General features: G+C 70.9%; 11 protein-coding genes. 9 read left to right on the top strand and 2 right to left on the bottom strand.

Annotated elements, in window-relative coordinates; translation table 11 throughout:
• Positions 1-54 precede the first annotated feature (54 nt).
• Positions 55-456, bottom strand: a complete 402-nt coding sequence (locus tag B0F77_RS16245) for a nuclear transport factor 2 family protein (protein ID WP_086663738.1) — start codon at positions 454-456, stop codon at positions 55-57.
• Positions 457-601: 145 nt separating this feature from the next.
• Between B0F77_RS16245 and B0F77_RS16240 the strand changes: the two genes are divergently transcribed.
• The gene (locus tag B0F77_RS16240; RefSeq protein WP_086663737.1) at positions 602-1,462 is read left to right on the top strand and encodes a DMT family protein; all 861 of its coding nucleotides are present in this window, start codon (positions 602-604) and stop codon (positions 1,460-1,462) included.
• 39 nt (positions 1,463-1,501) lie between these two features.
• Here the strand turns inward: B0F77_RS16240 and B0F77_RS16235 are convergent, their stop codons facing one another.
• Positions 1,502-3,373, bottom strand: a complete 1,872-nt coding sequence (locus tag B0F77_RS16235; RefSeq protein WP_086663753.1) for a glycoside hydrolase family 84 protein — start codon at positions 3,371-3,373, stop codon at positions 1,502-1,504.
• Positions 3,374-3,610: 237 nt separating this feature from the next.
• Here B0F77_RS16235 and B0F77_RS16230 point away from each other — a divergent pair, with 237 nt between their 5' ends.
• The 8 genes from B0F77_RS16230 to B0F77_RS16195 all read left to right on the top strand — a co-directional run.
• Positions 3,611-4,909 carry a glycoside hydrolase family 125 protein gene (locus B0F77_RS16230; RefSeq protein WP_158102718.1) on the top strand — a complete coding sequence of 433 codons (1,299 nt, stop codon included), beginning with the start codon at positions 3,611-3,613 and terminating at the stop codon, positions 4,907-4,909.
• Entirely contained in the window at positions 4,906-5,982 is a 1,077-nt protein-coding gene (locus B0F77_RS16225; protein ID WP_158102717.1) for an ROK family transcriptional regulator, read from the top strand. The genes B0F77_RS16230 and B0F77_RS16225 overlap by 4 nt, the downstream gene beginning before the upstream one ends.
• A gap of 40 nt (positions 5,983-6,022) precedes the next feature.
• Positions 6,023-7,378, top strand: coding sequence for an extracellular solute-binding protein (locus tag B0F77_RS16220; RefSeq protein WP_086663734.1), 1,356 nt, complete (start codon positions 6,023-6,025; stop codon positions 7,376-7,378).
• 5 nt (positions 7,379-7,383) lie between these two features.
• Complete coding sequence (locus B0F77_RS16215) at positions 7,384-8,349, top strand: carbohydrate ABC transporter permease (protein ID WP_245848249.1); 966 nt, start codon at positions 7,384-7,386, stop codon at positions 8,347-8,349.
• Positions 8,349-9,209, top strand: a complete 861-nt coding sequence (locus tag B0F77_RS16210) for a carbohydrate ABC transporter permease (protein ID WP_086663733.1) — start codon at positions 8,349-8,351, stop codon at positions 9,207-9,209. The genes B0F77_RS16215 and B0F77_RS16210 overlap by 1 nt, the downstream gene beginning before the upstream one ends.
• Positions 9,206-10,465, top strand: coding sequence for an alpha-L-fucosidase (locus tag B0F77_RS16205; RefSeq protein WP_211293826.1), 1,260 nt, complete (start codon positions 9,206-9,208; stop codon positions 10,463-10,465). Before B0F77_RS16210 ends, B0F77_RS16205 begins: the two co-directional genes overlap by 4 nt.
• Before the next feature lie 3 nt (positions 10,466-10,468).
• Complete coding sequence (locus B0F77_RS16200) at positions 10,469-12,955, top strand: glycoside hydrolase family 2 protein (protein ID WP_086663732.1); 2,487 nt, start codon at positions 10,469-10,471, stop codon at positions 12,953-12,955.
• Positions 12,948-14,379, top strand: a 1,432-nt coding sequence (locus B0F77_RS16195) for a glycoside hydrolase family 3 protein (protein WP_143466768.1), incomplete at its 3' end; no start/stop codon positions are given. The genes B0F77_RS16200 and B0F77_RS16195, both read left to right, overlap by 8 nt.

Genomic DNA, 14,379 nt, shown 5'->3' with positions numbered 1-14,379 from the left:
GCCCATCCGGCCTCGTGCATCCGGCCGGTCGGACCGCGCCTTCCTCGTGCTGGGTCAGGGTGCGGCCGGCGGAAGGTCCATGATGCCGGTGGCTTGGGACCAGACACAACGCCACGTGCCGCTGGCATTGGTGTAGACGTCGGTGTGCCAGGCCTCGTGCCGCGGGATGTCCGCGCCGTCGACGGTGACTTCGATGACGCACCGGTAGCGGAGGACGACGACGTCGGTGCCGACGATGGCGTCCACGTCGCCGGTCAGCTCCAGTTCCCGGTAGGCGAGCCGCCCGGTGGTGAGGAGATCCAGGTATTCGGGCTTCGTCCACACGGTGCCGGTCGGGTTGCACAACCGGTACTCCGCGGCGTGCAAGCGGTCGTAGGTGCCGCGATCCACGTCCAGGAGACATCGGATCCGATCCTTCTCAGCCTTGATCACTTGGCCGGCCACATCGTCGGTCATACCCGCTCCTGTTCACTCGCTCGGGGGTGACTCACCGCAGCCCAGTTGCAACACAAGGTAGCCGGTTGCCGTGGTGGGGTGCCGGATCAGCTGCATGCACGGGGACATTGAAAGCACGGCGACCACCGGCTGACACAATGGACGAATGGCACTGGGTTACGTTCTCGCCGTGCTGGCCACCCTGGCGTCCGGCAGTGGTTCGATCTTGGAGTCGATGGGTGTCCGGCGGGTGGCCGCGCGCGGCGGATCGTCTCTCGATCTCATCGCTCTCTGGCGTCAGTGGCTGTACTTCCTCGGCCTCGGTGTGAATCTGCTGGGGTTCGCCTTCGCCTCCGCGGCATTGCATCGGTTGCCGTTGTTCCTCGTGCAGTCGATGCTCGCGTTCAGCGTCGGTGTTACCGCCATGATCAGCTCTTTCATGGGCGCCCGTCTTCGTGCACGGGGATGGGGTGCACTGGCTGTCGGCGCGATCGGTCTGTTTCTGCTGGGCGTGTCCGCGGAGCCAGGGCCGGCACAGGCCCTGCCACCGCAATGGCGGTGGATCCTGGTGGCCGCGGCGATTCCGGTGGCGTCGATCGCCATCTACGCCCGACGCCACCACCACGTCTGGGCGACGGTGGCACTGGCATTCGGCTCCGGTATCGCCTACAGCGTCGTCGGCATCTCGGCACGGACCCTTCATCTCCCGGACGCCGCGTGGCGACTCGTCCTGGAACCGGCGGCCTGGGCCATCGTCCTCAACGGACTCACCGCGGCGGTGTTGTTCGCGATGGCGCTGCAAAAGGGCAGTACGACCGGGGTCACCGCGGTGATGTTCACCTCCAACACGGTGCTTTCGTCGTTCGTCGGACTGGTCTATCTCGGTGATCACGCCCGCGATGGTTACGTGCCTGCCGCGACCATAGGGTTCGTCCTGGCGATCGCCGGAGCGATCGCCGTCGCCCACTACTCCTCGAACACCCGGCAGAAGAAGCTCACGGCGGCGCCGGCGCGTGTGCGGGTGTGAGTCGTAGCGGCACCACAACGAGCGCCGCACCAGGAAATGTCACGTGCGTGCCCTCACTCGGACGAGGAAGGTGTCGAGAACGCCGTCGGCCACCAGCGGCTGCCGGACTCCCCACCGGTTGGTGTTGCCCGTCCTCACCGCCTGCGCCCTGGTGACGAGGGTGTCGGCGGTGGAGGTGAGCCGTTGCGCCGTCACGCGGTCGCCGCGCGCCGCGGCGGCCAGTGCGTCCAGCCGGGTCACCATCGCCTGGCCCCACAACGCGGTGGCGTCCAGCCACGGCCGGGCGTCCGCGACGAACGCGGCCTGGACCCCGCCGGCCCGGATCACCCCGGCCGCGTCGCGGATCCGCACCGCGTACTCGCGCAGGTCGCGCAGACCTCGGTGGTCGCCCGCGTCCCAGCGCGTCCAGAACTGCGCGATCTTCGCGGCCAGCACCGGCGCCTGTGGTTGCCACGGCGTGGGGCCGAAGGTCGGAGCCAGGTGTTCGAGGTCCGCGAACACCGTCAGCGCCGCGGTCGCACCCGGATCACCACCGGCGAGCCGGGTCAGTGACTGCTGCCACGACCGCTGGGGCGAGTACACCGCGTCGTTCCAGGCGAGGTCCGCCACGCCGAACTCCGCTATCTCGCTCGCGGCCTCCTGGTTCATCGGGTTGGACACGATTCCGTTGAGGTAGCGCGACAATCCCGCCTCGCGCCCGGCGTACGGCGCGAGCAGCAGGCGGCCGGCCGACTGCTCGTAGTCGTTGACCGGGTAGTTGTCCCACAGGAACACCTTCCGTCCGTACACAGTGGACACCTGTTCGGCCTCGGCGTTGGTCACGCTCGGAGGCACGACGTCGGTGCCGGTCCACTGCACCACGACCGACGGGTCGAGGTGCTCGCGCAGCTGCGTCTTGTACGGGGAGTCCTTCAGGTCGCTGTACTCGGTCGGGACTGTCTGCAGTGGACGGACACCGTCGTGCGTGCGCACGAACTCGGCGGTGATCCTGTTGAGCAGCGAGACCTGCGCCGCGCCCGCGGCACCCTGTCCGGGTGCGCCGAACGCCGCCTGGTCGCCGGCGCAGTTCCACTTCGTGTAGGAGATGTCGTCGAACGGCAACGAGAACGACCGCACACCGAGGTCGTGGACCGCCTGGAACTTCGCCTTGACGGCGTCGACGTCGGCCTGTGCCGAGAAGCAGATCGACACGCCGGGGGACAGCGCGTAGGTGAACTCGACGTGGTGGGCGTTCGCCGCCCGCACCAGGCGCCCGAGCGTGGCGAGCTCCTCGGCCGGGTACGGGTCCCGCCACCGCGCGCGCAGGTAGTCGTCGTCCTTCGCGCTGTAGACGTAGGTGTTGGCCTTCACCTCGCCCAGGAAGGCGATCTGCCGCAGGCGGTCCTCCGTCGTCCACGGTGGACCGTAGAAGCCCTCGATGGCCCCGCGCAGTGCCATGTTCGGCCAGTCGCGCACGATCGTGCCACGTACCGCCCACCCGCCTGCCGAGCGGACGAACAGCTGTCGGAGCGTCTGCACGCCGTAGTACTGCCCTGCGCCGTCCCGGCCGCTGATCGTGATCCCGGAACCGGACACGCTCAGCGCGTAGCCCTCTGCCTGTGCCGGGGTGTCCCGCCCTGGCGAACCCAGGCGCACCACCGGTCCGCTGCCGCTGCCGCTGTCGTCGATTCGCCTGACCCCGTGGTCGCGCAGCAGGGCCACGAGCAGGTTCTTGGCCGCCACGTCGGTGCCGGAGTCCGTCGCGAGCACGACCACCGGTGGCACCGGAAAGTCCGCGGAGGTCGCGGTGATCTGTTGCGGCGTGGGGGAGATCGTCGGCAACGGGCCGCTCGCGGCGGCGGGGCTCACAGCGGTGAAGGTGGTCGTCAGCGTGACGACCGCAGCCAGCAGGGCTCGGTGACGGAAAGTCATGACTCCCTCTCGCATGGTGACCGGCATCCCAGGCTAGGTCGATCATCCATCGGACGTCTAGACCTTCGATCACGGCGTCAGAAACCTGTCATGTCCGGCTGGCCGGACATGACATTGGCAAGACATCGGGTCACCGATCGTTGATGTGAGCTGGATCACAACAACGTGCGAAGGGTTGTCTTCGCGGAAGTCGAAGCTTTCTATAAGGCAACCTGCCTTATAGAAAGCGGGATACAGGTGAGCGCATCCCTGCGAGGAGTCCGGCTCCGGGCCGAGCCGGCTGCCGCCCTGGTCGACGCCGTGCACGCCACGGGTGCGGGCGAAGCGGTCACCGCCCTGTTCGAGGCATGCCTGCACCGCACGCCCGAGCGCGCCTTCCGGGCCCAGCCCGACGGCACGACGGCCGTGGTCACCGGCGACATCCCGGCCATGTGGCTGCGCGACGCGAGCATCCAGGCGATGACCTACCTGCCGCTCGCGGCCGACGATCCTGATCTCGCCGATGCTCTGGCGGGCGTGCTGGCCCGGCTGCTCCGGCACGTCGTCCACGACCCGTACGCGAACGCCTTCAACCTGAGTCCGGACGGCGCCCGGCACAACCCGCTGGACCTGTGCCGCGATCCGTGGATCTGGGAACAGAAGTACGAGATCGACTCGGGGGCGCACGTGCTGCGTTTCCTCACGGCCTGGTGGCGTGCCACCGGCAGGACGGGGCCGGTCGAGGAGTGCGGCAGGCAGGCGGTGCTCGCCGTCGTGCGGACGCTCGAGAAGGAACAGGACCACCGCGACTCGGACTACCGGTTCCGCCGGGAGAACGCGCCTGCGATCGACACGCTCGCGGACGAGGGGCGGGGGACCCCGGTCGCCGTGACCGGGATGAGCTGGACCGGGTTCCGGCCCAGCGACGACGCCTGCACGCTGCACTACACGGCGGCGGGGAACCTCTTCGCGGCCGCCGCCCTGCGCGAGGTCGTCGAGGTGGTCGAGGCGGTGTGGCACGACGAGCCGCTCGCCCGCAGGTGCGCGGACCTGGCCGGCCAGTTGCGAGCCGCCGTTCTTCGGCACGCCGTCGTGCCCGGTCCCGGGGGAGTCCCGGTGCTGGCCTACGAGGTCGACGGCCTCGGCGGCCACGTCCTGATGGACGACCCGAACGCGCCGAGCCTGGTCTCCCTTCCCCTGCTCGGCGCGCTGGCCGCCGGCGACCCGCTCTACCAGGCCACGCGGAAGCTGGTCCTCGGTCCCGGCAACCCGTTCTGGTTCTCGGGAACGGTCGCGTCCGGCCAGGGCAGTCCGCACACGTTCCCCGGATACGTGTGGCCCCTCGGGCTGATCGCGGCGGCCCGCACCGGGACCGCGCGGGACCGGTTCGAGTGCCTCCGGCTGCTCGCCCGCACCGATGCCGGTACCGGGCACGTGCACGAGTCGTTCCACGTCGACGATCCCTCGCTCTACACCCGCGAGTGGTTCTCCTGGGGTGACTGCGAGTTCGTCGGCCTCGCGCGTCACGTCGTCCTCGACCAGGGAGGCAGGCCGTGACGAAGCAGGTGCGACGCGGGGCGGGTTACGAACGGACGGTCATCGACCTGCTGCTCGCCCACGGCAACCTCGACCGCGCGGGGATAGCGCGGCTGGCGGGAGTGTCCCGTCCCTCGGCCGGTGAGATCGTCCAGCGGCTCACCGACGCCGGGTTCGTCGTCGAGGCCGGCGAGGACGACCGGCCGCGGCGCGGTCCCAACTCGGTGCTCTACGGCGTACGGCCCGGCGTCGCCCAGGTCGCCGGAGTGGAACTGCAGCCGGAGGTGGCCTGGGCCGAGGTCGCCGACCTCGACGGCACCGCACTCGGTACGGCACGGTGTGCGGCCCTCGCCGGAGAGGCACCCGAACAGCTGGCCGAACGGGTCGTCGCCCAGGCGGCACGCAACGGTGCGATCGATCCCCGAGCACTGACGGCCGTGATCGTGGCGGCGCCGGGCATCGTCGGGCCGGACGGCGACATGACCTACGTCGAGGGTCATCCGGCCTGGAACGCCGGTCTGCGCGACCGGTTGGAGGCCTCGCTCGCGGTGCCGGTGCGCCTGGAGAACGACGTGAAGCTCACCGCGGTCGCGGAACAGCGCCACGGCGCCGCCGCCGGAGTCGACTCCTTCGCCCTGCTACGGCTGGGGGAGACCGTCAGCGCGGCGATCGTCCTGGACGGACGGGTCGTGCGCGGCGCCACCGGTGCGGCCGGCGAGGTCGGCTACCAGGTGAGCCGCGGACCGGCGTCCTGGCTCAACGCGGACGTCTCCGCCACGGTGAACGCCGGCACCGCCCTCACCCCGCTCTTTCCCGACGCCGCGGCGGCGATGGTCAGCGTGTGCAGCGTGGTGGATCCCGAGCTGGTCGTCGTCAGCGGTCCCGCGGTCGACCCCACCGGTGAGGTGGCCGGGCTGCTGCAGGAGTTCGTGCACGCCACCACGCCGTTTCGCCCCCGCGTGACCTTCAGCGGGCTCGGCACCGAGTCCGGCAGCCCGGCCGCGACCGGTGCCACGACGCGTGCCCTCGACGAGGTTCGCGACCAGATCTACGGAATCGCGCCCCAGTTCCACCCGGCCACCCGGCCGCTCTGACCCGTTCCGCCAGTCATCACCACACTGCTGTGAGGTGCTCATGAAGAACTCCACCCCCATCGCACTGGCCGCCGCGGCGGCACTGTTGCTCGCCGGTTGCGGCCTCGGCGGCGGGTCGGCGAACTCCCCGGCGAGAGCCGGGCGGTGCGACGTCAACGCCCAGATCGCCGCGGGCACCCCGGTCGAGGGAGCTCCGAACGGGTCGATCACCTTCCAGACGACGGCGCTGAAGGCCGACTTCAGCCCCTACTTCGAGAAGGTGATCGCCGACTTCGAGAAGGCCAATCCAGGCACGGAGGTCACCTGGCAGGACGACCCCGGCGACGCCACGTTCACGCAGCGCATGGTCGGCGACGCGCAGGCCTGCCGGCTTCCCGACGTGGTCAACCTGAACCAGATCACCGCCTACGCGCTGCAGCGCGAGAACTTCCTGGCCGACCTCGACAAGTCCGCCCCCGGCGCCGGTGACGCGTTCATCCCGAGCCTGTGGTCCTCGCTGAGGATGCCGGGATCGGACGGGCATTTCGTGATGCCGTGGTACTGGGGCCTCACGGGCCTGCAGACGTTCAACAAGGACCTGATGAAGCGGGCGGGACTCGACCCGGCCTCCCCGCCGAAGACGGTCTTCGAGCAGTTCGACCAGGCCGAGAAGATCGCCAAGGCCTCCGGCGGCGCGTTCTACGCCTTCTCCGCCAACCCGATGTACCGGCTCCCGTCGGACTGGCAGCTCATGAACGTCGGCATCACCGACCAGGCGCAGACCACGTTCACCTTCGCGTCGGACCCCAAGGCCGTCGAGTGGGTGACCCGGATGGCCAAGCTCTACCGTGACGGCGCCCTGCCCAAGGACACGATCTCCAGCTCCGACGACCCCACCAAGCTCTACACCGAGGGGTTGATGGTCTGGGGCTCGACGAACGCGTCCGCGATGCGCACCGTCCAGCAGGGCAACCCCGCCGTCTACGCGGCCACCTCGGTCGGCTCCCTGCTCGACGCCCGCGGCAAGGCCATGCAGGACGGTCAGCTGATCGGCGTCACGAGTACGACGAAGAACGCCGCGACCGCGCTCGCGTTCGCCCGCTTCCTGCTGAACGAGCAGAACCAGACCACCTTCGTGTCCATCCCCACGATCCAGAACTTCCCGAGCACCACGGCGTCCCTGAAGGCCGACAAGTTCACCAAGATCAGCGGCACGGACGCCTACGCCGAGGCCGCGAAGCTCTCGGCCGGCCTGGCCCAGGAGGCGCAGAACGCCTTCCTGTACTCGTGGAACGACGCCGTCAACACCGTCATCGTCCAGCAGGTGCAGCTCGCGATGCAGGGCAGCAAGACGCCCGAGCAGGCGCTGAAGGACGCGCAGGACCAGGCCAACGCGATCGTCAGCAAGAGCAGGTGAGCGCTGTGGTGCTCTCACCCTCGCGGCCGGAGACCCGTGGCGGCACCGATCGCCCGGCGCCCCGCCGCCGGAGCCGGGGCGTCTCGGGTGCCGCGCTGCACCGTCCGTGGTGGGTGCCCGTGCTCTGGGTCGCGCCGAGTGCCGCGCTGATCGCGGTGTTCGGAGTCTTCCCGTTCCTCAACACCGTCCTGCTGTCCTTCACCGACGCCAGCCCTCTCGGCAACCGCGGCGCGTTCATCGGCATCGACAACTACCGCGACCTGCTCGCCGACCCGGCGTTCTGGCAGGCCACCCGCAACAGCCTGCTCTACGCCGTGTTCGCGGTGCCGCTGCTCGTGATGCTGCCGCTGGTGCTGGCGACGCTCGTGCAGGACCGCATCCCGTTCATCGGGGTGTTCCGGTCGGCCTTCTACGCACCGGTCATCGCGTCGGTGGTCGCGGTGGGCCTGATCTGGCAGAACCTGTTCAGCCAGCAGGGGCCGATCAACACCGCGCTCATGGCGCTCGGCCTCACCGACTCGGCCGTGCCGTTCCTGTCCGATCCGACGCTCATCCTGGCCTGCGCCATCGCGTTGACCGTCTGGAAGGGCCTCGGCTGGTACATGGTGCTGTACCTGGCCGCGCTCGGCGGGGTGCCGCGTGAGCTCTACGACGCCGCGATGGTGGACGGCGCCGGGCCGGTCCGGCGGTTCTTCGCCGTCACCGTTCCCGGCGTGCGTCTCACGATGCTGCTCGTGGGGCTCATGTCGGGCATCGGCTCGCTGCGGGTGTTCTCGGAGATCTACGTGCTCGGCGGCCCGACCGGAGGACCCGGTGGCGGTGCCCAGACCCTCCCGTTCTACATCCAGCGCGCCGCCCTGGACCCGATCTCGGGCAACGCGGGCTACGGGGCGGCGATCAGTGTCGCGCTGTTCCTGCTCACCGTCGTCCTCGCGGTCGCGGCACACCGGCTCACCAGGAAGGAGGACTGATGGCGGCCATCGCGGTGGCACGGCCCGTCCGGCGATTTCGCGGCGTGCGCAGGCTCGTGCCGCGCTACGCGGCTCTGCTGTTCGTCCTGTTCCTCTGCGTCGGTCCACTGCTGTGGCAGTTGTCCTCGTCGCTCAAGGGACGCGACGAACCCGTCTACGGCGCGGACGCGACCCTCGTGCCGCACGACCCGTCGCTGCAGGCCTACCTGCGGATCTTCGAGCAGGTGCCGATGGCGGGCTACATCGCCAACAGCCTGGTCATCTGCGCGCTGAGCCTGGGCTCCCAGCTCGTGCTCCCCACCATGGCGGGCTACATGCTGTCGCGGCGTGGGTGGCGTGGCGCGAAGGCCTTCGCCGGGCTGCTCGTCGCGTCGATGATGTTCCCGTTCGAAGCGATCATGGTGTCGCTGTTCCTGATGACCGGGGGCATGGGGCTGGTCGACACGCTGGTCGGCGTCTGGCTGCCCGGCGCGGTCTCGGCGGTCAACGTCTTCCTGATGCGCGCCGCCTTCTCGGCCATGCCCGACGAGGTCGAGGACGCCGCGGTGCTCGACGGCGCGACCGAGTGGCAGCGCTTCCTGCGCATCTACCTGCCCGCGGTGAAGGGCTCGCTCACGGTCGTCGCCATCAACACGTTCATCAGCGCCTGGGACGACTTCCTCTGGCCGTTCGTGGTGCTGCGGAGCGAGGGCAACTTCACGCTGAGCCTCGGACTGTCCCGGCTGGCCCAGTCGTGGCTGGGCTACGACCCCCGCGTCGTCATGGCCGGTTCCATGATCGCGATCCTGCCCGTCATCGCCCTGTTCGTCCTCGCGCAGCGGTGGTTCTACCGCGGCGTCGCCGAAGGAGCAATCAAGTGACCCAGCTCGTCCACCCTGGTGAGGTGCTGGTGCCGACCGCGCACCAGCTCGCCTGGCAGCGGCAGCGGCTCGGCATGTTCGTCCACTTCGGACTGAACACGTTCCACGACAAGGAGTGGAGCAACGGAACCCTGCCGGCCGCCGACTTCGCGCCGGCCGACCTGGACGCACGGCAGTGGGCGCGGACGGCGAAGGAGAGCGGCGCCGAGTACCTGGTGCTCACGGCCAAGCACCACGACGGGTTCTGCCTGTGGCCCTCGGCGACCACGCGGTACTCCGTGGCGTCGTCGCCCTGGCGGGACGGCCGCGGTGACCTGGTGGCCGAGGTCGCGGAGGCGTGCCGCGTCGAGGGCCTCGCGCTGGGGCTCTACCTTTCGCCATGGGATCGCAACCATCCCGCGTATCCCGACCCGGCCGCTTACGACGACGTGTACTGCGCCCAGCTCACCGAGCTGTGCACGCGCTACGGACCGCTCGGGGAACTGTGGTTCGACGGCGCGGGATCGGAGGGCCGCGTCTACGACTGGGCCCGCGTTTCCGCTGTCGTCGCCGAACACCAGCCGCAGGCGATGGTGTTCAACATGGGCGCGCCGACGATCCGCTGGGCGGGCAACGAGGACGGCATCGTCGCCGACCCGGTCGAGTACGTGGTCACCCACACCCAGATGAGCCAGTACACGGTGGTCACGACCCGTTTCGAGCACGCGCTCTACCTGCCGCCCGAGTGCAACGTGTCGCTGCACCGCGGCTGGTTCTGGCACACCGCCGCCGAACGCAAGACCGTCGAGCACCTGATGGCGGTCTGGTACCGGTCGGTCGGGCGCGGCGCCAACCTGCTGCTGAACGTTCCCCCGGACCGGTCCGGCCGGATCGCCGCCGAGGACGTCGCGCGGCTGCGGGAGTGGACCGCGCACCGCGAGCGTCTGTTCGCCGAACCGGTGGACGGTGACGTGGAGGGTGACGAGGTCTCGTTCCCGCCGGGAACCATGATCGACCACGTCGAACTCCGCGAGGACCTGACGGCGGGGCAACGGATTCGCGGGTTCACCGTGCTGCACGGCGACACCGTGATCGCCTCGGGGCCGACGGTCGGCGCCCAGCGGCTCGTCGTCCTCGACCCGGTGCGCGCCGACCGGCTGCGCGTCGTGCTCGACGGCGGGCGCCTCGCGGGTGTCACGGCCTGGCACACCGGCTCGTCCGTGATACCGGACCTGCCAGAGGGGTACCGCGCGCCGACCGACTACCCCGAGGACTGACCCGTGGGGCGCACCACCGATCTGGGTTCGGCCGCGCGCTGGGTGGTCGAACCCGTGGGCGGCGACCTGCCAGAGCACGTCACACGTCCGGCCGAGCTGCCGCCGCCGGTGCCCGCGACGGTGCCGGGAACCGTGCAGACGGACCTCATGGCGGCCGGTCTGCTCACCGATCCGCACCTCGGGCTCGCGGAGGCCGACGCCCAGTGGGCCGGCTACCTCGACTGGACCTGGACCGGCCGGGTCGAGCTGGAGCCGGCCGCGCCCGGCGAGGAGGTGGACCTCGAGTTCGACGGCATCGACACGGTCGGCGTCGTCGCCGTGAACGGCACCGAGGTGTTGCGCACCCTCGACATGCACCAGCGGCACCGGGTCCGGGTGACCGATCTGCTCGTCGCCGGGGAGAACGTGCTCACCGTGCGGATCTCCTCGGCGATCGGCTACGCCCAGCGGCGGCTGGCCGAGTACGGCTACCTCCCGCAGGACTACGAGCACCCGTACAACTTCGTGCGCAAGGCCGCGTGCTCGTTCGGCTGGGACTGGGGCCCGACGGTCGTCACGGCCGGGATCTGGCGTCCTGTGCGGCTGCGCCGGTGGCGAGGAGCCCGGCTGGGCGACGTCCTCGTGCGCGCCGACGTGCGATCGGGGGAGCAGGACGGGGTGGTCGTCGTCGACCCGGCCGTCCTGCGCGCTCCCGGTGTGGCTCTCGACGTCGTCGTGACGGTGCGCGACCCCGAGGGGCACGTGATCGCGCGAGGTGGAGGAACCGGCGACGGGCCGATCTCGGTGCCGGTCGCCGCGCCACGCCGATGGTGGCCGCGTGGCCACGGCGAGCAGGTGCTGCACACCGTCGAGGTCGACCTGAGCGGCGAGGGCGTCGAGCCAGATCGGCACACCGCTCGAGTCGGGTTCCGCAGTGTGCGGCTCGCCACCGAACCGGACGAGATCGGCCGGGAGTTCGTCCTGCACGTCAACGACCGCCCGGTCTTCGTGCACGGCGCGGCGTGGGTGCCGCTCGACGCGATCCTGCCGAGGGTCACCCCGCAGCAGTACGCGCGGCGGGTGCGCGACGCCGCCGAGGCTCATCTGAACCTGCTCCGTGTGTGGGGCGGCGGTGTCTACGAGGACCGCGCGTTCTACGACGCCTGCGACGAACAGGGTCTGCTGGTGTGGCAGGACTTCATGTTCGCCTGCGCCGCCTACCCGCAGGACCCCGCGTTCGTGGACCTGGTCCGCGGGGAGGCGGCCGACGTGCTGAACCGGATCGCGCCGCACCCGTCGGTCGTGCTCCTGTGCGGCTCGAACGAGAACCAGCTCGCGGCGGCGGACTGGGGCTGGTCCGAGCGGGCGCCGGCCCTGCCGTGGGGCGAGATCCTCGACGACGAGGTGTTGCCCGCCGTCGCCCGCGAGGTGTTGCCGCTGCACCCGTACGTGCCCTCGACACCGACGTCACTCGATCCCGAGGTGCACCCCAACGATCCCGACCACGCGACGACCCACCAGTGGGACGTGTGGAACCGCCTGGACCCGGTGCACTACCGCGACTGCGTGCCGCGCTTCGCCGCCGAGTTCGGCTTCCAGGCCCCGGCCGCCCGCAGCACGCTGACCCGTGCGGCGGGTGGTGCCGAGCCGGACGATCCTCGGGGGCCGTTCATGCGGGCCCACCAGAAGCAGGGCGGTGGTGTCGAGAAGCTCGACCGCAACCTCGCCGAGTACACCGCGCCGGCGAGCTCGCTGCGGCGGTTCGCCGACTGGCATCTCGCCACGTCGCTCACCCAGGCGTGGGCGCTGGAGATCGCGATCACCCACCTGCGCTCCTGGTGGCCCCGTTGCGCGGGACTCGTGCTGTGGCAGCTCGGCGACTGCTGGCCGGTGTCGTCGTGGGCGATCGTCGACGGCGACGGGGTCCGCAAACCGGCGTGGCACGCGGTGCGCCGCGCCTGCGCGCCACGGCTCCTGAGTTTTCAGCCGAGGCCGTCCGGGATGATCGTGGCCCTGGCCAACGACACCGACGAGCCGTGGACGACGACGGTGATCCTGTCCCGCAGGCACGTCGACGGCCGGGTGCTCGCCGAGACCAGCCAGGAGGCCTTCGTGCCCGCCAGGTCGGTGCTCACCCTCCCGGTGCCACGGGAGATCCGCGCCGCGCGGCGACGCCGGGAGGAGGTCCTCCTCGCGGAGGCGGACGGGCTGCGGGACGTCGAGTTCCTGGTGCCGCGCAACGCTTTGCTGGTGCCGCCCGCACGGCACGACGTCTCGATCCGACACGACGGCACCGCCTGCGAGGTTCTCGTGCTGGCGCGGGCGTTCTCCCTGGACACCCTGGTGCTCGCCGACGTCGTCACGCCCGGCGCGCGCTGCGACGACGGTCTGGTCACCCTGTTCCCCGGTGAACGTCACACGTTCCGCGTCACCGGGGTGGGCCCTGAAGAGGCGGACCGGCTCGCCGGCGTTGTCCGCTGCGCGAACGAGGTGATCCGTCCGCATGACTGACACCGTGCTCGACGACCTGGACCCCACGCGGCTCGCCGGTCAGCTGAACCAGCGGCTGAAGGGCTGGGAGGCGGTGCGCCGCCGGGGCAGCGGGTTCGAGGTCACCGACGCGTTCCGGGCCGAGGTCGACCGCTTCGGCGGCCTCGGCGCCCTGTACGGGCTGTTCCGGGCCGACGCGTGGAGCGGGCGCACCTGGGAGACCGGCGTTCGTCCGCAGGAGCGCGCGGAACTGGCCGCGCTGGTGCAGGAGGAGGTGCGCACCCGGTCCGGCAGCGCGATCGGCGTCCTGCTGTGCGAGGAGGCCCCGCACGGACACCAGGCGCTGGGCGCGGGCCTGCTGCCGGTCAACCTGAACGTCGGGGCCGCCCTGGACCCCGACCTGTACCGGCGGGCCGTCGAGGTGGTCTCCCGCCGCCTGCGTGCCGACGGCGTCCACCTCGCCCTGGTCTCGGCGCTCGACGTCCTGCGCGATCCGCGGTGGGGTCGTGCCGAGGAGTGCTACGGCGAGGCTCCGCACCTGACGGCGGTGCTCACCACCGCGCTCGTGCACGGGATGCAGGGGCCGGACCGCTCGTTGATCCACTTCGGCGACGGCGCGGGCGTGGTGGTCAAGCACTTCGTCGCGCAGGGTGCCGCCGAGGGCGGCCGCAACGGCCAGTCCGCGTCGATCGGGCAGACCGAACTGGCCGAGGTGCACCTCGTGCCCGCCGAGGCGGCGATCCGCGCGGGAGCGGTCGGGGTCATGGCCGCCTACGGTGACGTCGACGGCGAGCCGTGCTGTGGTTCCCGTGCCCTGCTGACCGGCCTGCTGCGCGACCGCTGGGGCTTCGACGGCATCGTGATGGCCGACGGGGGAGCGATCGACCGGCTGACCGAGTTCGGCTGCTCGCCGGTGGACGCGGCGCTGCGGGCACTCGACGCGGGCGTGGACCTGAGCCTGTGGGACCACGCCTACACACTGCTGCCGGAGGTGATCACCCGGCACGAGCTCGCGGCGCGGCAGGCCCGCCTGGCAGCCGGCCGGATCCTGCGGCTCAAGGCCGCGTTCGGGCTGCTCGGTCCCGCACCCGCCGTCACTCGGGAGGCGCCCCCGGTGCGCGAGGTGGTCGAGCTGTCCCGGCGGCTCGCCGAACGTTCGATCGTCCTCACCCACCACGACGGCCACGCCCTGCCCCTGCCGGTGCGGGTGGCCGGTCGGCGCGCCCGGTGGCTGCTCGCCGGTCCGTTCGCCGACGACCACACGGCGCTGCTCGGCGACTACGTGCCGCCGCTTGCTGTGGAGGAGGCGCGGTCGATCGCCGATGCCCTGGCCGATCGCGTCGACCTGCTCGGTCTCGCCCCCGTGCCCGCCCCGCCCGACCACTCTGCGTCCGTGATGAAGGGCACCTTCATCCACCTCAGGTCGATGAAGGTGCCCTTCATCA

This window comes from Lentzea kentuckyensis (assembly GCF_002150765.1).
GTDB classification, from domain to species: Bacteria; Actinomycetota; Actinomycetes; order Mycobacteriales; family Pseudonocardiaceae; genus Lentzea; species Lentzea kentuckyensis.
Note: the sequence above shows the minus strand (reverse complement) of the source record. Positions and strands in the feature narration are given on the sequence as shown.